We start from the raw sequence: 16716 nt of genomic DNA on the forward strand, positions 1-16716 counted from the left end.
TTCCGCATCACAGGCTGTCGGGCACGCAGCGGTTCTCGGCCAGGCGCAGCAGGCTGTGGATGCGGGTTGCCGCGATCTCTCCCTGCGACATGGCGACGGCGATCTGGTTCAACCCGGTCACAACGTCGCCCGCCGCAAAGACATTGGGAAGCGATGTCTGCTGGTGCGGGTTGGTCAGGATGCGACCATCTTCGGCCAGATCCAGCCCGAGATCGAAACCAAGGTCGTTGCGCGGGTCGTTGCCCAGGCCCGAATAAACGGCCGCGAAGCGGGTCTCGGCCTTGTCGGCGAACCGCACGGAAACACTGGCGCGTTGGAAATCCCAGCCCGCCACCGGATCGCGCACGATCTTCACGCCTGCATCCGCAAGCTTCTGCATCAGCCGGTCGGGCAGCGAAAGATCGTCGCCCAGCGTCAGCAAGGTGATGTCGGGCGTGTAATGGCTGAGGAACAGCGCCTCGCCCGCCGCGCATTCGGCCGTTCCGATGACCGCCACCGGCTGGCCCGTCAGTTCATAGGCATCGCAGACCGGACATTGCCGGATCAGCCCTTCCCGGACATGTTCCCGTGCGTCCCTGATCGGGGGCATCCGGTCGCGGATGCCTGTTGCAAGGATCAGGTGGGACGCGCTGATCTGTTCGCCGGCAGAGATGCGGATCAGCCCGTCGGCATCCGTGGTAGCCCCCGTCGCGTCCGCGGAAACGACCGCAGCCGGGTAGTTCAGCAACTGTTCCCGCATCCGTCCCAGCAGGTCGTTGCCGTGGATCCCGTCAGGATAGCCCGGGTGGTTGTGCGACCGGGGGATCAGGGACGCGCGGCTGTCGCCGCCGTCGATCAGGACGATGCGGCGGCGAAACCGGGCAAGATAGATCGCGGCCGTCAGCCCCGCAGGGCCGCCGCCGATGATGGCACAGTCGAAGACGGGCTTTGTCATGGCAGGCGGTCCAGCGGCGCCGGGATCAGATATCGGCGCGCTGATCGCTGGCCGACAAGGCGATGTACTGGCGAACGACCTCGGGCAGGCCGTCATGGATCTGCGCGGCCATTGCGACTTCTTCCTGCAGGTTCTGTTCCAGCAGGGGCAGGGCCTGCGTGACATTGGCTTGCTGGCCCGCAGTGATCAGGGCGGTATAGGCCGCGATCTCGAAATGCTCGAAGGCGAAGTTCGCCAGCGAGTTCTTGAGGATCTCGTCCGTTGCCATGCTGTGGGTCATGGCCGCCATGGATCCGCTCAGCGACAGCATCGTGTCCTTCACGCCGGAAGCGGATTCGTTGAGGCCTTCGAAGATCTGGTCGATACGCTGGATCTGGACCTCGGTTTCGCGGATGTGGCGGTCCAGCAGGGCGGATACCTGCGGATAATGCTCCAGCCGGTTCAGTTGCGGCTGCATGATCGAAAGCGCCTGCTTTTCCATGGCATGGGCATTGCGCAGACCATCGATGAACACGTCATAAGCGGCGTTTGTCATGATCTTGGTCCTTTCCTTGGGATGGCCAGGGTGGCGGCCTTAAGCCAGAGCAACCTGCCCGAGCACGATCTGTTCCCTTCGGCGCTATTGAACAAAGGTTAATCATCACGGGGATCCGGAAACGTTGGGCCTTCCTGCACGTTGATCTTGCACAAGAAACGGAAGGAGGATCCGATGGCCACCGAAGGCAAGAACCGCAGCCGCGCACAAGACCGCCGCAAGGTCGCGGGCGGGCAGGAACATGAAGTGCGCTACGAGGCCGAGAAGATGGGCGTGTCCCGGGCCGAGGTCCGCGATGCGGTCAAGTCCGAAGGCATCAGCCGCGGCAAGGTCGAACAGAAGTTGAAGGACTAGGCCGCAGTCGCGGCCTATCTTTCCTTCGGGATGATGCTGATGCCGCCGCTGACTTCCAGCACCGCGGCATCGATGTCGGCCAAGGCCTTCAGGCCTTGCTGTTCGCGCGCGGATTCCAGCACGTCCTCGACGCTGACGCGCGCGCGCTCCATCGCCTCGTGATCGATGCGGCCCTGGCTGATGAGCACCGTCGGGTTGCCGTCCAGCAGCGACGCGACGCGGGGCGAGAAGCTTTTCAGCCAGGCCAGAAGCACATCGGTGGCAAACAGCGTCAGGATCAGCACCACGGCGTTGCTGATGGAAAAATCGTCGCCCAGCAGCGCCTGCTGCGTCGTTTCGGCGATGATCAGCAGCAGCACGAAGTCGAAGGGCGTCATCTGCGCCATCGTGCGCCGGCCCGACAGTCGCGTGGCGATCAGCAGGATGACATAGATCGAGACGCCGCGAATGACCGAATCCATGATTTCCCCTCCTTTAGGGCAGGACAAGCAGGTTGATGCGGCGCGTTTCGCCGCCGATGGTCATGTCGAAGCCAGTCCAGCCGAAATGCATGGCGCGGACGTCGAAATTGACCTGATGAGGCGGGTCGTCCTGCGCCGAGAAGGTCATCACCTGGGCGCCGGGCGCCAGGCCGTTCGTCTCGGGCTCGGGCTGGATGCGTTCGATCATGAAGCGGTCGAAGAAGGGCTGCGAGATGACCAGGCGGTGCGTCCCTGTCGGCTCGGTAAAGGTGATGGACATGTCGTCCGATCCCTCCCATCGGGACACGCGCGGCACCTCGACCGTGGCGGCCGCGAACTGGACCCTCTGCTTGTGGAAAAAGCCTCCGCTGCCGGTGAATCCCAGCACGGCCAGCAGCATCACCAGCCCGAAGCACCACCACGCGATGCGCTGCACCTTCCAATAGCGTCTCTGCCGTTCGCGCGGTTCGTTCAGCTGCAACCCGTCGGGCCGAACCGGAGGAATGTCCAACCTTGTGTCTTGGGTCATGTTCTGGTCCTAAGGGCTTGTCGGTAAACCTAAACCTGCCGCGACGGGTTTGGTTTCAAGCCTCAGGGCTGCTGGGACTGTCCAGTTGCCGGGGGCGGCTCGTCCACTTCGGTTGCGTGCCACAGGTTGCGACCGAAAAAGATCACCAGGACGATCGCCACAAGGATCGCGGCAACCGCGATCCCTGCGCGGCCCAGACGGCGGCGGCTGGGCTTGGGCTCATGGCCCGTCATGACAGCGCCCAGATTGCGCCCAGGATCACCAGCAGGATCATGGCCAGCGGCCAGACCAGCACCTGCCAGGCCAGCCGGTTGCGGACGGGTGCCGTGGCGCGAACGTAGTCGGTGTCGGAAGGCTCTCCTGCGGCTCCGGCGGATCGGTCTAGCGGCCCGCCCTCGGTCTTCTTGTCGCCGTCTTCAGTGGTGGACATGATCTAGTTCCCTGTTGAGGCACCGGCTGCAGCGCCCGGTGTCAGGACCACCTTGGTCCATTCGTTCTGCTTGCCGTGGAAGTTCCGGTATCCGGTCGGCGCATCCTCGAGCGAGAGGCGGTGAGAGATGAGGAAGGTCGTGTCGATCTCGCCTTCAAGGATGCGGTGCAGCAGTTGGCGGGTATATCTCTGCACATGGGTCTGGCCCGTCCGCACCTGCAGCCCCTTCTGCATCAAGGCGCCCAGCGGAAACTTGTCGGCCATGCCGCCATAGACGCCGGGGATCGATACCCGCCCACCCTTGCGCACCGCCGTCAGCGCCATGCGCAGGGCGTGGGCGTTGTCGGCGCCGATGCCGACCTTCTGCTTGACCGCGTCCATCATCCGGTCTGGGCTGAAGCCGTGGCTTTCCATCCCGACCGCGTCGATGACTGCATCAGGACCGATCCCGCCCGTCATCTCCATCAAGGCTTCCAGCACATGGGTCTGGGTATAGTCGATGATCTTGGCACCCAGCTTGCGGGCCAGTTCCAGCCTGCGGGGATAATGGTCGATGGCGATCACCTGATGCGCGCCCATCAGCAGCGCCGACTGGATGGCGAACAAGCCGACCGGACCGCATCCCCAGACAGCTACCGTGTCGCCATCGCTGATATCGGCATTCTCGGCTGCCATCCAGCCGGTCGGCAGGATGTCGGACAGGAACAGCACCTGTTCATCGGAAACCCCGTCGGGAATGACGATGGGTCCCACGTCGGAAAACGGCACCCGCACATATTCCGCCTGCCCGCCCGGATAACCGCCCGTCAGGTGGGAATAGCCAAACAGCCCGCTCATCGCATGGCCATAGAGCAGTTCGGACGCTTCCTGCTTTTCAACCGGATTCGAGTTGTCGCAGGCAGAGAACTGTTGCTGCTGGCAAAAGAAGCAGGCCCCGCAGGAAATGGTAAAAGGCACCACCACGCGGTCGCCCTTCTTCAGCGTCGACTTTGAACCGGTTTCCACCACGCGGCCCATGAATTCATGGCCCAGGATGTCGCCCGGTTGCAGGCCGGGGATCACCCCGTCGTAAAGATGCAGGTCGGACCCGCAGATCGCAGTCGCCGTCACCTCGATGATCGCATCGCGGGGGTTCACGATCTGCGGGTCGGGGACGGTATCGACGCGGACGTCGTGCTTGCCGTGCCAGGTCAATGCGCGCATCAGTCTGCCTTTCGGTTGGCCGAGGTGGCGATCTCGCCGGTCTCCAGAAGCATCTTCAGCCGCTTCAGGTCCTGCTTGCCACGGATCGCGGGATCGGTGCCGCGCAGCATGGCCGCCCAATGGCCGACGATGCCCATGCCGGGGCGCCAGGCGATGTGGGCCTCGACCTCGGTGCCGCGATCGCCGGGGGCATCGCGTAACTGGACCTTGGCCTCGATCTCGATATTGGCCCCCTCGACCGAGCGCCAGGCAAGGGCTTCGCCGGGGCGATCCTCGACAAGGCGGGTCTGGACGGGGAAGGGGCCGTCGGGCGACTGGACGACCCAGGTGATCCGATCCCCATCCACCTCGACCGACGACAGCCCCTCCATGAAGTCGGGCAGGCGAACCGGATCCCGCCACATGCGATAGATCTGGTCGCGCGGGGCGCGGATGGTGACGGTGCGGCCCACGACCTGGAAACCGCCGAAGTGGCTGCGCCGGGCCGTGCGGCCGGGCGCGCTGTCGGGGGGCCGGCGGGCAGGGGGGGCCATCATGGCCTTGCCGACTGCCAGTCCCGCGCCGATGGACAGGGCAAGGACGGTGGCTGCCAGGGGCAGGCCTTGAGAACGGCGGGGCATCCGGACCTCCTTTGTCAAGCGGGGCGGGGCCGTCCGCAAAGGCGGCCGCCGGCAAGGGTCAGCGCGACTTTTTGTAAAGCTTGGTCGCGATCTCGAACATTTCCTCGGGAGCGTAGTCGGGCGTGAAGGCCGAGGGCACGCCGGTCAGATCGTGGATCTTGCCGCCTTCGGGCAGCCCGTCGACGACCTCCAGCTCGCCCGGGGGATCGTCGGGCAGGGCGGTCTCGCCGCCGCCGCCCCAGATGCCGCGCATTTCCTCGTAATCGTTGGGGCTGAAGGTATAAAGCCGGCGATGCGACCCCTCGGCCAAGTATTTCTGGCATTCGGGGATATTGCCCAGCGGGATGTTCGGCGTGGGCAGGAACTTGTCCAGGTCCACGCCGGTCAATTTCTTCAGCGCCAGGGCATAGGCATGGGCATGGACCGAACCGCGCACCAGCAGGTAGCCGCAAACCTCGCGCCCGGTGATGTTGGCATCCGTCAGCGATTCATAGACCCGCAGCTTGTGCAGCCGCGCGCCGCATTCCAGGTGGAAGTTGTGCAGCAGGTCCACGATCACGTTGCCGGTCGTGGTGACCATGTCGGCGTTCCAGGACATCGAGTTCGAGTTGACCGGCACCGCGCCGCCCGCATGGCTGTAGAAAGAGGCCGCGGACCGGATGTCCTTCATCTCCTCGAACGGGGCCTTCGAGATGTCGCCTCCGTCACCCTCGTCGCCGCCGGGTTTATCGGGACCATTGGCCAGCATGGCCACGCCGTTGCTGACAAGTTCGACATGGCCCAGTTCCTCGGCCGTGATCGCCGCAACCAGGCTGTAGAAGGGGCGCAGCTTGCTTTTGCTGCGGAAGTTGAAGCTTTGGAACATATAGTTCCCCAGCGTCGACATCTCGCCGTATTTGCCACCCAGCAATTCCTGAAGGGCAGCCGCGGCATTCGGATCTTGTCTTTTCGGTGCAGGAAGTTCGACTTGCAGCTTGTCGACACGCAGGAACATGACCGTTCTCCGAGATCAGGACTGCAAGGGGAACACCCCTTCAGCCGGTTCGTTCCCGTGGCGGTCGTTAAAGGGTGGACCCGCCAGTCCAGATGCGACCATGATTGGCAAGAGACTTTCCCTCTTCATTAGCCTGGTCCCCGGCAAGTTGCCCTTGAACACCTGGCAGGCATCCGCAAGCCCAGGCACTTGCGGGGCATGGCACTCAGGTCTGTGCACAACTGGCGGAGCTCCTCCTGAGAATAGCGTGTCCCCTGACGAGCGTCGCTGTTAGGACGAGCTGAAGGGACTTCACCTTTGGCCAAGGGCGGCGCCGGGGACACTGACCGCTGGTGTTTCTGCCGCAGGCCTGCCGAGCCTACGGGCCGCTGAGCCAGCGGAGCGAGCGTTCAAGCGAGGCGGTCGCATTCTGGTCGAACCAGCGGCCGTGGGCGAAGATCACCCGGTCCGGGCGGGTGGCGATAAGCCGTCGCCCTTCCTCCCGCGCCTGCTGCCCGGCCAGTTTGACGATGGCACGCAGATAGGCCGGGGCACGGCCATCGGGGGCCAGGATCCCCGCGGCGGCCGCGAAAGGGCGCACGGGGATCGGCAGCTTGTGCCGTTCCAGGTTCAGCACCAGATCCACCAGGATCAGCGTCCGGCTGGGGCGGTGATGAAGCGCCACCTCGCAGAAGCCTGCCGCCCCGTGGACGGCGATCTGTTCCAGTTCCGGCGGCCAGCCGGGGGCCGCGTCATCGCCCAGGTCGTGATCCAGGCGCAGGCCTGCCTTCCTGACCTGCGCGCGCTTGCGCAGCCCCGGCGCGGCCCAGGTGACGGCCTCGGGCAACTGCTTCTGCCAATCCTTCAGGAAGGTCCAGTGCGCGATATTGGGCGCCACGAGATGACGGATCGGGCCGATGTCCTCGATCTGACGACGCAGGCCGGCGGTGAAGCGGGATGGCGAGTGGATCAGCATCTCGCCCCCCGGCAACCGGATGGCCGTTGTCCGGACCGGGATGGGGATCAGGCCCATGGCCTTCATCGGGCCGCTGTCGATGATCCAAAGGTCGTCTGCGACGGGCTTCAGGACATCGAGGGGCGGATAGGTCACATCTGCCATCTATCGACGCCCCCGCAAGGCCACGGCCACCACCGCAAGCGCCCCCAGGCCAAGCGCCACGCCCGTGGCCATACGGCGCTGAGCGGGCGAACGAAGCCCGCCGTCTATCCCGCCAGAGCGGGGGGCAGGCCGGAACAGGTTTCCGCCACTGGTGGCGGTCTGCGGCGCCCTGCGGAAATAGGACTGCAGAAACAGCGCCATCCCCCGCGTCGTCAGTTCCGGCGAGATGGCATGGCCAAGCCTCACCAGGACAGTCGGCGCCCCGATCATCGTGGTGGGTTTCGGTCGCAGGGCAAGGCGCAGGATGGCATCGGCCACGCGTCGGGCATCCAGCACCGGGGGCGGTGCGGAAAGCCGCCGGCCTGTATAATTCGCGCCGTGGGAGATGCCGGGCGTGTCCACGAAGGACGGGTAGATGTCGCAGACATGGATGTTCCTGTGAGGGACAAGCTCGCCCCGAAGCGCCTCGGCGAAGCCGCGCAGGCCGAACTTGCTGGCGCTATAGGCCGCGGCGAAGGGTGCTGCCGCAAAGCCGCCCAGGGAAATCATGTTGACGAACACCCCGTGTCCCTGCCGCAGGAAGATCGGCAGCACGGCATGGGCGTCGTTCATGTGGCCGATCAGATTGGTGCGGATGACCTGCTCATGCGCCTCGAGCGGCACTTCGTGGAAGGCACCCACTGCCCCGGTCCCGACATTGCTGACCCAGACATGGATCGCACCGCCGAACCCCACCGCCTGGCGGGCGACATCCGCCATGGCAGAGGCATCGGTGACATCGCCCGCGACGGCCATGGTCCTTGCCCCCAGGTCCCGTCAGTCCTGCGCCACCGCCTCGATCGCGTCGCGGTCTCGGGCCACCAGGACGAGGGACGCGCCTTGCCGGGCAAAGGCTTCGGCCGTGGCCTGCCCGATGCCGCTGGATGCTCCGGTGATGACGACCGTCAACCTGCCCAGGCTGTTCAAAGGCTTGCCCATCCGAAATCCCTTCGCCGCAATCTTAGAACAGCAGGCTCGGCATGATGTTCCCGAGAAACGCGATGATCAGTGAAGGCGAAGGACGCTCCAGCATGAGGCACAGTTGGGATTCGGGCGATCCACCTCGCTGCCTGGTCCGTTCAGCTTTGCCGAAGGCCGGACCTCGCCTGCTCGTCCATCTGCTTTCGATAGGCGCCGGGCGGCATCCCGTTCAGGCGGCGAAAGGCGCGGGCGAAGGCGCCTGCATCGGCATAGCCAAGGGCTGCCGCGATTTCCTTTGTGGACAGATGCCCGGCTTCCAGCAGTTCCCGGGCGCGGGCGGTCCGGACGGCGCGGCAGTATTCCATCGGCGTCCTGCCGGTGGCGCGCGTGAAGCGGCGGATGAAGGTGCGCCGCTCGAGCCGCGCCATGGCAGCAAGCAGATCGAGCGATACATCCCGCCCGTCGCGGAGATGAACAAGCTCCTGCGCGCGGCGGATGGCAAGATCGGTATGGGCCAGGGGCGGGGCGAAGCCCGGCAGATGGGCGGCCTTTTCCGGGGGCGGGTCCGACAGGATGAACTGCGCCGTCCGCGTTCGCGCCGCCTCGCCCAGCAATTCCGCCACCATGTTCAGCCCCACATCGATCCAGGCCAGGAACCCGCCCGCCGTCAGGATGCCCGGATACTCGATGATGCGCTGATCGGCGTCGGCCACGATGTCGGGAAACTGCTCCATCAGGGTTTGCGCGCAGATCCGGTGCGTCGACACGATGCGGCCGTCCAGCAGCCCGGTCCGCGCAACCAGGAAGATGCCCGAGCAGATCGAGACCAGCGTCACGCCCCGTTCATGCTGCGCCATCAACCACCGGGCGATCCCCCGGCAGGTTTCGGCATCCGGCAGATTGGTCAGGGTTGGCGGCAGGATCAGCGCGGCGGGCCGGGCCGCGGCGTGGGGATGGCTGCTGAAGACGCACTGCATCGCGTCCGCGCCGCGCCCTTCGCAGCTCCAGTGGGTGACATGAAGCGGGGGGCCTTTGCGTTGTCCTGCGCCTGCATCAAAGGTTCCGGCGATGCGGAACAGATCGGTCAGGCCGTGAACCGCAGCCTGCTGGACACCGGGATAGATGACAATCCCGATCTCGGCAGGCCTTCCGTCATGCGCACGCATTGTCACTTTCAGCCCATGTTATGACACGTCCGATCCTATCAGAAGCGCCTGCCTGCAGCCATCATTGCGGCGGATGCGGCCTTGTCCGGCCCCTGTCCGGCTCTGTTCTGCCAATCCTGCGGGCAGCAGGGGATCCGGAGGAGACGGCGCCGCCATGCCGGAACCGGCGTCCCGGCAAGGGGGCATGGTCGCGGCCCATCCAGAACCACAAGGCCGATCAAGCAAACGGAGCATTGTTCATGAGTGTCTTCACGACCGCAGACGGAACCCGGATCTTCTACAAGGACTGGGGACAGGGGCAGCCGATCGTCTTTTCCCATGGCTGGCCGCTGACCGCCGATGCCTGGGACGGGCAGATGGATTTCTTCGGCAGGCAGGGCTTCCGGGTTATTGCCCATGACCGCCGCAGCCATGGCCGTTCCGACCAGACCTGGGACGGCAACGACATGGACAGCTATGCCGATGACCTGGCCGCGTTGATCGACATGCTGGACCTGCGCGATGCCGTGCTTGTCGGGCATTCGACCGGCGGCGGCGAAGTCGCACGCTATGTCGGGCGCCATGGCACCGCGCGGGTCGCCAAGGTCGTGCTGGTGGGAGCCGTGCCGCCCCTGATGCTCAAGACCAAGGAAAATCCCGGGTGTTCGTCGTTTCGGGACGGTTGAGCGTGGGCCTGGCAATACCGTCTTTGATAGTTCTCCAGGATGCTGTCCTGTTCGCTCAATCGGTTCATCCTATTCCTTGACCGACGATAACCCCGGCGCAGGGGCATGTGCGCGGGGAATGGTCGGCAAGAGTCGCAACCATTCGCCTTCTCCGCGGCGCGATGGCATTACTTCGCCCCGAGGGAGTTCGGCGCGGCGAAATGGCAGGCGGCCGACTGTCCAGGAGCCACCCTGTCAAGGCCAGGCCGCACGGTTCGGCATATGTCCTGCGCCAGGGGACAGCGGGTGTGAAAGCTGCAGCCGGTTGGGATCGAGGTCGGGCTTGGAACGTCGCCCTGCAGGACGATCCGGCGATACGGCTTGTTCAACGTCGCTTCCGGCGCGGCGGAAAGCAGGGCTTGGGTGTAGGGATGCTGTGGCGCCTCGTAGATCTGGCGCTTCGGCCCGATCTCCATCACCTGCCCCAGATACATGACGGCGACCCGGTCGGCGATGTGGCGCACCACGGCAAGATCGTGGGCGATGAACAGGAACGAGAACTGCTTTTCCTGCTGCAGATCCTGCATCAGGTTGATGATCTGCGCCTGGATCGACACGTCCAGGGCCGAGACCGGCTCATCGGCGACGATGAAGCTGGGATCGACCGACAGCGCCCGCGCAATGCCGATGCGTTGCCGCTGACCGCCCGAGAACTGGCGCGGGTTGCGGTCCATGACAGCGGGGGGCAGCCCGACCTGGGTCAGCAGCTCGGCCACCCGTTCGCGCATCTGCCGGCGGCCCTTCACCAGGCCAAAAACCTGGAGCGGCTCGGCGATCAGCTGGGCGATCGTGCGGCGCGGGCTGAGCGATCCATAGGGGTCCTGGAACACCATCTGCACCTTCATGCGCATCCGGCGCATCTCGGCGGCGGACAGCGTGGTGATGTCGGTGCCCTCGATCAGCACCCGGCCCGATGTGGGCTCGATCAGGCGCAGCAGCAGCCGGCCAAGCGTTGACTTGCCGCAGCCGCTTTCCCCGACGATGGCCAGCGTCTCGCCCCGCGTCATCTCGAAGGTGACACCGTCCACGGCCCGGACATCGGGCTTGGCCGTGCGCCACAAACCGCCGCCGCCGCCCGGAAAGGTCTTGCCGAGGTTTTCGGCCCTGATGATCGGCTGGTTCATGCGGATCGCACCTCTGGCATGCTCTGCGTCGCCCAGCACGCGGCCACATGGCGGGCTCCATGGGTGGACATGGCCGGCATCGCGCGGGCGCAGATGTCCTGGCGCAGGTCGCAGCGGGCGTAGAAAGGGCACCCCTGGCGGATGCTTCCTGCCTGCGGCACCGATCCGGGAATCTGGTAAAGGCGCGGATGCTCGTCCGTCAGCGAGGGGACGGCCCGTAGAAGGCCTCGTGTGTAGGGATGCTGCGGATTTTCGAACAGCGAACGGATGTCGGCATCCTCGACCACGTGTCCTGCATACATGACCAGCACGCGTTCGCAGACCTCGGCAATGACGCCCAGGTCATGCGAGATCAGCAGGATTGCCGTGTTCAGCTTGCGCCGCACGTCCTTCATCAGGTCCAGCACCTGCGCCTGGATGGTAACGTCCAGTGCCGTCGTCGGCTCGTCTGCGATCAGCAGTTTGGGATTGCAGGCGACGGCGATGGCGATCATCACCCGTTGGCGCATTCCGCCCGAAAACTGGTGGGGATAGGCCTTGAGCCGGCTTTCGGGATCGGGAATGCCGACAAGGCGCAGCAGTTCGATCACCCGCGCCCGCCGCTCGGCGCGCCCAAGGCGCTGATGCAGCATGATTGCCTCGCCGATCTGCGCCTCGACCGTCATGACCGGGTTGAGCGAGCTCATCGGTTCCTGGAAGATCATTGCGATGTCGCGGCCGCGCATGTGGCGCAACTGCGACTTCGGCATGGCCAGCAGGTCGCGGCCCTCGAACTCGATCCGGCCGCTGGCGATGCGGCTTGGCGGCTCGGGGACAAGGCGCAGGATCGACAGCGAGGTGATTGACTTGCCCGAACCGGATTCGCCGACGATCCCCACGGCCTCTCCCGCATCGACGCGCAGGTTCACGCTGTTGATGACGCGGATCGGGGCACTTTTGGGGCCGAACTCGACGCAGAGGCTCTCGACGTTCAGAAGCGGTGCGCTCATTAGTTGATCTCCGGATCGAGTTCGTCGCGCACCTGGTCGCCGATGATGCTGATCGCCAGCACGACGATGGTGATCGCAAGGCCGCCCGCAAGGATCGGCCAGGACGTCGCGAAGATGTTGGCCAGCCCCTCGCGAATGATGTTGCCCCAGCTTGGGGCAGGGGGCTGCGTGCCGATGCCCAGGAAGCTGAGCGTCGCCTCGAGCCGGATCGAGGAGGCGGCCCACAGCGTCATCAGCACCACGATGGGGGCCAGGATGTTCGGCACGACATGGCGCATGATGATGACGGGCGTGCGGACACCGGCGGCGATGGCAGCTTCGATATAGGGTTCTTGCCGGACCGAAAGGGTCGTCGCACGGGCGACGCGTGCGAAGCCGGGCGTGAAGGCGACGGTCAGGACGGCGACGACGTTCCAGAAGCCGCCGCCAAGTGCTGCGGCGACAAGGATTGCCAGCAGAAGTTCCGGAAAGGCAAGCAGCATGTCCACAAGCCTCGTGACGATCCGGTCCAGGATGCCGCCAAAATAGCCTGACAGCACGCCCAAGGTGCCACCGATCAGCGCGGCCAGAACCGGGGACAGGAAGCCGAAGATCAGGGAGTTGCGCGAACCCCAGATCATCCGTGACAGCACGTCCCGCCCGAACTGGTCTGTGCCCAGCCAATGATCCCAGGACGGCGGCTTGTTGATCGCGATGAAGCTTTGCGCCATCGGGTCATGGGGGGCAATCCAGGGGGCGAAGGCCGCCACGAAGATGAAGATGACCACGGTGATGGTGGCGATGATCGTTGCCGTGCGGCCGAAGAAGACGCGGCGCAGGCGCTGCGACAGGCCGGGCTCGGCGGGGGCGAAATCCTGTTCGATGGTGGCCATCACTGCACCCGAATGCGGGGATCGACGGCCACATAGACCAGATCCATCAGAAGGTTTACGATCACGACGACCAGTGCGAAGACGACCACGCCGGCCTGGATAACGGGATAGTCCCGCTCGGTGATCGCCTCGATCAGCAGGCGGCCGATGCCGGGGCGGTTGAAGACCAGTTCGACCGCAACCGATCCCGAAAGGGTGGACAGGATGGAAAGGCCAAGGCCGGTGGACAGCGGCAGCAACGCGTTGCGCAGTCCATGGCGGTAGACCACCCGACGTTCGCTGGCGCCCTTCGCGCGGGCGGTGCGAACATAGTCGCGGCCCAGCACCTCGAGCAGCGACGTGCGCGTGAGCCGGCCGATGAAGGCCATCTTCAGCATCGCCAGCGTTAGCGCGGGCAAGGCGATGTGATGCATCCGGCTGACGAAATCCGTCCCAACGCCATTGATTGGGAACCAGCCGAGGCCCAGCGAAAAGGTCAGCAGCAGCACCGCCCCCAGGTAGAAGTCCGGCACCGCATAGCCCACAAGCGAGAAGACGCGGAAGGCGTTGTCGGGCAGCTTGTTGCGCTTGACCGCTGCCATGACGCCCATCGGGATGCCGAAGGTTATGCCGATCAGCATGGCCGCAATGGTCAGCTCGATCGTGTAGGGCAGGTTGTTCGCGATCAGCGTGGACACCGGCGCGCTTTTCACCAGCGAATTGCCGAAGTCGAAGGTGAAGACGTCCCCCAGGAAATGCAGGTATTGCAGCCAAAGCGGATCGTTAAGGCCGAACTGCTCGCGGAAGCGGGCAATGGTTTCGGGCTGGGCGTTCTCGCCCAGCACGGCGATGGCCGGGTCGCCCGGCAGGATGCGCATGGCCAGAAAGACCAGCGTCAGGACAAGAAGGATCGTCGGGATCGAATCCAGCACCCGGACGAAGATGTATCGTGCCATGCGCCCCGTCCTTACGCCTTCGTGGCGCGGTGGAAGCGCCAGCGGGCGTAGCCGCTTTGGACGTCGTAGCCTAGGTCGATCCGCGGGTTGCGAATGGCAGTGAAGCCAAGCGTCATCAAGCCCATCACAGGCAGGTCGTCTTGCACCTTCTTCTCGATGCCGCGGCCGATCTCAGTGTATTCCTCCATCGTGGTGGCGCGCTGCATCGCGGCCAGTTGCTCGTCCACGCCAGGCATGGCGACGCCATAATGGGAATAGTTGGTGCCGCCGCTGCCGTCGGGCTTCACCTCGGCACCCGTAGAAAGATAGCGCATCATGTAGTCCAACGCGACCGGCGGGAAGCTGGCGGCGTGCAGCGCCAGGGTGTTCTGGTCCTGACGGTTCGAGCCGTGATAGGCCGAGTGGTCCATGATGTTCAGCTTCATGTCGATGCCCGAGGCGCGCATCAGTTCCTGCACGATCAGCATGGAGGAACGATAGTCCTCTCGTTGGCTGGTATTCGCCGTAAACTCGATGCCGTTTGCAAAGCCCGCCTCGCGCAGCAGTTCGCGCGCGGCTTCGGGGTTGTGGTCATAGCGCAGTTCTTCGGGCAGCTCGTCGCGCGACCATCCGGTCGGATAGTCGGGGGGCGACAGGGTGACGGTCGGCTGGCCCATCGGTGCCATCGCATTGGCCACGATCTCGGAACTGATCGAGGTGGCGATCGCGCGTCGCACCAGCGGGTTGTCGAACGGGGCGACGTTCAGGTTGAAGTGCAGCGTCATGAACGAGCCGGGATTTGTCATGTCCACCAGCAGCGAACTGTCGCGCTGCTTGATCTGGTCGACCCAGCCCGGCGCCCGCACCGCCTCGATGACGTCCACGTCGCCCGAGATCAGCGCCAGTGTTTGCGCGGTGGTGTCGGCGATATACAGCGCCTCGAACCGCTCGATATTGGCGGGACCGTCCCAGTAATCCTCGAAGCGGCTCAGATAGACGCCGTTCTCGATGTCAAAGCGGTCCAACTGATAGGGGCCGGTCCCGATCGAGTCGGTGTTGAAGCCTTCCCCCTTCTCCTCCTCGGCTTTCTTCGACACGATCGACGCGCCGTTCTGGAAGATCGTCGAGCCAAGGAACAGCGGATCCGGCCCCTTCAGGGTAAAGGTCACCTCGTAGGGGCCGGTTGCCTTCACGTCGGCGATGTTGCCCATGACGGCGGTGTTCACCCCGTCGAAGCGGGCACGATTGAAGCTGTGGACGACATCCTCGGCCGTCATCTCGCCATAGCCCTTGTGGAACTGCACGCCTTCGCGGATCTGGAAGACCCAGGTCAGACCGTCGTCCGAGCTTTCCCAACTGGTTGCCAGCGTCGGGACATATTCGTCATCGGTCTTTGCGAACTGGCCGTCGCGCGGGCGGACCAACTGCTCGAACATCTGTTCGGTGGACCAGTTGTCGGCGCCTTGCGTCGTCTGGTTCGGGTCGACGCTGCGCGGTCCGCCTGCGGAAACGGCGATGCGGATGACGTTGCTGCTGTTCTGCGCCCACAAAGCGGGCGCCGACAACATCGTGCCGGCCATCCCGAGCGCGCCGACCTGAAGCAGTCTTCTGCGATGCAGTCTCATTCCTGTCTCCTCCCTGATTGTCCTTTCAGCCGATCCGCCGCCCCTCCAAAGCCTGCGCATCGACTGTGATCCCCAGGCCGGGGTCATCCCCCAGCTCGAAAAAGCCCCCTTTGGGCCGTGGCGGGTTCAGGAAGCCGACATCCATCCGGCCGGATGGATCGGCATATTCCGCCGGACGCGTCATATGCATCTGGGACGCCACCACATGCAGGTTCGCCAGATGGCCGATGATCGGTTGCGTCTGGTGGGGCACGATCTCGACCCCATGGGCCTGCGCAAGGGCGAAGCAACGCATCAGGCCGGTGATCCCGCCCATCTTGATAATGTCCGGCTGAACCATCCGCACGCCAGCACGGATCAGGTCCAGCACCGCGTTCAGGGTATAGGACTGCTCACCGGCGGATACGGTGATGTCAAGCTTGCGCGCGACCTCGCCCATGCCGTGGATGTCGTAATGCTGGACCGGCTCCTCGAACCAGGCATAGCCCAGATCCTCGAGCGCGCGACCGACACGGATCGCGCCGGAGACGCTGTAGAGGTTGTTGGCATCAAAGGCCAGCGGCAGGTCGGGGCCGACCAGGTCGCGCACCGCGCGGGCCTTGGCGATGTCGCCGGGAATGTCCTCGTCCTGCCGGGTTCGGTCGCCGTCCCACCGGATCTTGATGGCGGCGGGCTGCTCGGCCGTCAGGCGCGCCTCGACCTCTTGCAGCATGGCATTGGTCGAGCGGCGGGCATTGCCGCCGATCGAGGCATAGAAGGCCACCTTCCGGCGCCATGCTCCGCCCAGAAGCGCATGGACCGGCAGACCCAGAAGCTTGCCCTTGATGTCCCACAAGGCGATATCGACAGCCGCCAGGGCGCCGGTCGCCGCGCCTTCCGGCCCCAGCTTGACCAGCTTGTGCAGCAGGCGGTCATGCAGGACGGCTGTGTCGAAGGGGCTGGCGCCCACAAGGTCCGGCGCGATGTCGCGGTCGATGATGCCAAGCGAATGCTCGCCTCCCATCATCGGCGATGCTTCGCCATATCCTTCCGTGCCATCCTCGGTCGTTACCCGCACAAGGGCACTGCGCCGCCCGGGCGCGTCACCGGGGGCCCATGCGATCCGCAGCGTCTCGACCGTAGCGATCTTTGCGGCGGCCGCAGGCGATGGGAAGGCTTCCTCGGCAGGACGCTTTGTGGCGGTGCTGGACTGCATATCGTCTC

19 protein-coding genes and 1 pseudogene are annotated in these 16716 nt (G+C 65.0%); 2 read left to right on the plus strand and 18 right to left on the minus strand.

Annotated elements, in window-relative coordinates:
* Positions 1–7: 7 nt before the first annotated feature.
* Both IE224_RS08860 and IE224_RS08865 read right to left on the minus strand, forming a co-directional pair.
* Entirely contained in the window at positions 8–934 is a 927-nt protein-coding gene (locus IE224_RS08860; RefSeq protein ID WP_191309537.1) for an NAD(P)/FAD-dependent oxidoreductase, read from the minus strand.
* A gap of 25 nt (positions 935–959) precedes the next feature.
* A complete protein-coding gene (locus IE224_RS08865) occupies positions 960–1469 on the minus strand; it encodes a ferritin-like domain-containing protein (protein WP_167624153.1) in 510 nt (169 codons plus the stop codon).
* Between the two features lie 174 nt (positions 1470–1643).
* Here IE224_RS08865 and IE224_RS08870 point away from each other — a divergent pair, with 174 nt between their 5' ends.
* On the plus strand, positions 1644–1823 hold the full coding sequence (locus IE224_RS08870) for a DUF3606 domain-containing protein (RefSeq protein WP_191309539.1): 180 nt from the start codon (positions 1644–1646) through the stop codon (positions 1821–1823).
* A 14-nt stretch (positions 1824–1837) separates the two neighbouring features.
* On the opposite strand, the gene IE224_RS08875 is transcribed toward IE224_RS08870, so the two are convergent.
* The 10 genes and pseudogenes from IE224_RS08875 to IE224_RS08920 all read right to left on the minus strand — a co-directional run bounded on the left by IE224_RS08875 (position 1838) and on the right by IE224_RS08920 (position 9285).
* The gene (locus tag IE224_RS08875; protein ID WP_191309541.1) at positions 1838–2284 is read right to left on the minus strand and encodes a DUF421 domain-containing protein; all 447 of its coding nucleotides are present in this window, start codon (positions 2282–2284) and stop codon (positions 1838–1840) included.
* 13 nt (positions 2285–2297) lie between these two features.
* The gene (locus IE224_RS08880; RefSeq protein ID WP_191309543.1) at positions 2298–2813 is read right to left on the minus strand and encodes a hypothetical protein; all 516 of its coding nucleotides are present in this window, start codon (positions 2811–2813) and stop codon (positions 2298–2300) included.
* 62 nt (positions 2814–2875) lie between these two features.
* Positions 2876–3046 carry a hypothetical protein gene (locus IE224_RS08885; RefSeq protein ID WP_191309545.1) on the minus strand — a complete coding sequence of 57 codons (171 nt, stop codon included), beginning with the start codon at positions 3044–3046 and terminating at the stop codon, positions 2876–2878.
* Complete coding sequence (locus tag IE224_RS08890; RefSeq protein ID WP_167624148.1) at positions 3043–3243, minus strand: hypothetical protein; 201 nt, start codon at positions 3241–3243, stop codon at positions 3043–3045. Before IE224_RS08890 ends, IE224_RS08885 begins: the two co-directional genes overlap by 4 nt.
* A 3-nt stretch (positions 3244–3246) precedes the next feature.
* Positions 3247–4446, minus strand: coding sequence for a zinc-dependent alcohol dehydrogenase (locus IE224_RS08895; protein ID WP_191309548.1), 1200 nt, complete (start codon positions 4444–4446; stop codon positions 3247–3249).
* The gene (locus tag IE224_RS08900; RefSeq protein WP_191309550.1) at positions 4446–5066 is read right to left on the minus strand and encodes an SRPBCC family protein; all 621 of its coding nucleotides are present in this window, start codon (positions 5064–5066) and stop codon (positions 4446–4448) included. The genes IE224_RS08895 and IE224_RS08900 overlap by 1 nt, the downstream gene beginning before the upstream one ends.
* A 58-nt stretch (positions 5067–5124) precedes the next feature.
* Positions 5125–6060 (minus strand): manganese catalase family protein, encoded by a 936-nt coding sequence (locus tag IE224_RS08905; protein WP_191309553.1) that lies wholly within the window; start codon positions 6058–6060, stop codon positions 5125–5127.
* Positions 6061–6418: 358 nt separating this feature from the next.
* Positions 6419–7159 (minus strand): DUF4336 domain-containing protein, encoded by a 741-nt coding sequence (locus IE224_RS08910; RefSeq protein ID WP_191309555.1) that lies wholly within the window; start codon positions 7157–7159, stop codon positions 6419–6421.
* Positions 7160–8137 (minus strand): annotated as a pseudogene (locus IE224_RS08915) (SDR family oxidoreductase).
* A 140-nt stretch (positions 8138–8277) separates the two neighbouring features.
* On the minus strand, positions 8278–9285 hold the full coding sequence (locus IE224_RS08920) for a GlxA family transcriptional regulator (protein WP_191309557.1): 1008 nt from the start codon (positions 9283–9285) through the stop codon (positions 8278–8280).
* A gap of 239 nt (positions 9286–9524) precedes the next feature.
* Between IE224_RS08920 and IE224_RS08925 the strand changes: the two genes are divergently transcribed.
* Positions 9525–9950, plus strand: coding sequence for an alpha/beta fold hydrolase (locus IE224_RS08925; protein ID WP_202380242.1), 426 nt, complete (start codon positions 9525–9527; stop codon positions 9948–9950).
* A gap of 167 nt (positions 9951–10117) precedes the next feature.
* Here IE224_RS08925 and IE224_RS08930 read toward each other — a convergent pair whose 3' ends face one another.
* From IE224_RS08930 to IE224_RS08955, 6 genes are read right to left on the minus strand one after another with little or no spacing between them, the layout of a single operon-like run.
* Positions 10118–11113 (minus strand): ABC transporter ATP-binding protein, encoded by a 996-nt coding sequence (locus IE224_RS08930; RefSeq protein ID WP_191309559.1) that lies wholly within the window; start codon positions 11111–11113, stop codon positions 10118–10120.
* Positions 11110–12102, minus strand: coding sequence for an ABC transporter ATP-binding protein (locus IE224_RS08935; RefSeq protein WP_191309561.1), 993 nt, complete (start codon positions 12100–12102; stop codon positions 11110–11112). Before IE224_RS08935 ends, IE224_RS08930 begins: the two co-directional genes overlap by 4 nt.
* Entirely contained in the window at positions 12102–12974 is an 873-nt protein-coding gene (locus IE224_RS08940; RefSeq protein ID WP_191309563.1) for an ABC transporter permease, read from the minus strand. The genes IE224_RS08935 and IE224_RS08940 overlap by 1 nt, the downstream gene beginning before the upstream one ends.
* Positions 12974–13909: an ABC transporter permease gene (locus IE224_RS08945; protein ID WP_191309565.1), complete on the minus strand. Its 936-nt coding sequence runs from the start codon at positions 13907–13909 to the stop codon at positions 12974–12976. The genes IE224_RS08940 and IE224_RS08945 overlap by 1 nt, the downstream gene beginning before the upstream one ends.
* An 11-nt stretch (positions 13910–13920) precedes the next feature.
* Positions 13921–15513, minus strand: a complete 1593-nt coding sequence (locus IE224_RS08950) for an ABC transporter substrate-binding protein (protein WP_191309567.1) — start codon at positions 15511–15513, stop codon at positions 13921–13923.
* A 25-nt stretch (positions 15514–15538) separates the two neighbouring features.
* Positions 15539–16708 (minus strand): mandelate racemase/muconate lactonizing enzyme family protein, encoded by a 1170-nt coding sequence (locus tag IE224_RS08955; protein WP_191309569.1) that lies wholly within the window; start codon positions 16706–16708, stop codon positions 15539–15541.
* Positions 16709–16716: the final 8 nt, after the last annotated feature.

Origin of the sequence: Paracoccus aerius (genome assembly GCF_014656455.1) — a bacterium.
Taxonomy (GTDB): Bacteria; Pseudomonadota; Alphaproteobacteria; order Rhodobacterales; family Rhodobacteraceae; genus Paracoccus; species Paracoccus aerius.

What these genes read in the sequence shown, in the direction of transcription:
- IE224_RS08905 (WP_191309553.1), bottom strand. Translation starts at nt 6,060, where the DNA reads ATGTTCCTGCGTGTCGACAAGCTGCAAGTCGAACTTCCTGCACCGAAA.
- IE224_RS08860 (WP_191309537.1), bottom strand. Translation starts at nt 934, where the DNA reads ATGACAAAGCCCGTCTTCGACTGTGCCATCATCGGCGGCGGCCCTGCG.
- IE224_RS08890 (WP_167624148.1), bottom strand. Translation starts at nt 3,243, where the DNA reads ATGTCCACCACTGAAGACGGCGACAAGAAGACCGAGGGCGGGCCGCTA.
- IE224_RS08935 (WP_191309561.1), bottom strand. Translation starts at nt 12,102, where the DNA reads ATGAGCGCACCGCTTCTGAACGTCGAGAGCCTCTGCGTCGAGTTCGGC.
- IE224_RS08875 (WP_191309541.1), bottom strand. Translation starts at nt 2,284, where the DNA reads ATGGATTCGGTCATTCGCGGCGTCTCGATCTATGTCATCCTGCTGATC.
- IE224_RS08885 (WP_191309545.1), bottom strand. Translation starts at nt 3,046, where the DNA reads ATGACGGGCCATGAGCCCAAGCCCAGCCGCCGCCGTCTGGGCCGCGCA.
- IE224_RS08930 (WP_191309559.1), bottom strand. Translation starts at nt 11,113, where the DNA reads ATGAACCAGCCGATCATCAGGGCCGAAAACCTCGGCAAGACCTTTCCG.
- IE224_RS08865 (WP_167624153.1), bottom strand. Translation starts at nt 1,469, where the DNA reads ATGACAAACGCCGCTTATGACGTGTTCATCGATGGTCTGCGCAATGCC.
- IE224_RS08945 (WP_191309565.1), bottom strand. Translation starts at nt 13,909, where the DNA reads ATGGCACGATACATCTTCGTCCGGGTGCTGGATTCGATCCCGACGATC.
- IE224_RS08880 (WP_191309543.1), bottom strand. Translation starts at nt 2,813, where the DNA reads ATGACCCAAGACACAAGGTTGGACATTCCTCCGGTTCGGCCCGACGGG.
- IE224_RS08950 (WP_191309567.1), bottom strand. Translation starts at nt 15,513, where the DNA reads ATGAGACTGCATCGCAGAAGACTGCTTCAGGTCGGCGCGCTCGGGATG.
- IE224_RS08910 (WP_191309555.1), bottom strand. Translation starts at nt 7,159, where the DNA reads ATGGCAGATGTGACCTATCCGCCCCTCGATGTCCTGAAGCCCGTCGCA.
- IE224_RS08895 (WP_191309548.1), bottom strand. Translation starts at nt 4,446, where the DNA reads ATGCGCGCATTGACCTGGCACGGCAAGCACGACGTCCGCGTCGATACC.
- IE224_RS08955 (WP_191309569.1), bottom strand. Translation starts at nt 16,708, where the DNA reads ATGCAGTCCAGCACCGCCACAAAGCGTCCTGCCGAGGAAGCCTTCCCA.
- IE224_RS08925 (WP_202380242.1), top strand. Translation starts at nt 9,525, where the DNA reads ATGAGTGTCTTCACGACCGCAGACGGAACCCGGATCTTCTACAAGGAC.
- IE224_RS08940 (WP_191309563.1), bottom strand. Translation starts at nt 12,974, where the DNA reads ATGGCCACCATCGAACAGGATTTCGCCCCCGCCGAGCCCGGCCTGTCG.
- IE224_RS08870 (WP_191309539.1), top strand. Translation starts at nt 1,644, where the DNA reads ATGGCCACCGAAGGCAAGAACCGCAGCCGCGCACAAGACCGCCGCAAG.
- IE224_RS08900 (WP_191309550.1), bottom strand. Translation starts at nt 5,066, where the DNA reads ATGCCCCGCCGTTCTCAAGGCCTGCCCCTGGCAGCCACCGTCCTTGCC.
- IE224_RS08920 (WP_191309557.1), bottom strand. Translation starts at nt 9,285, where the DNA reads ATGCGTGCGCATGACGGAAGGCCTGCCGAGATCGGGATTGTCATCTAT.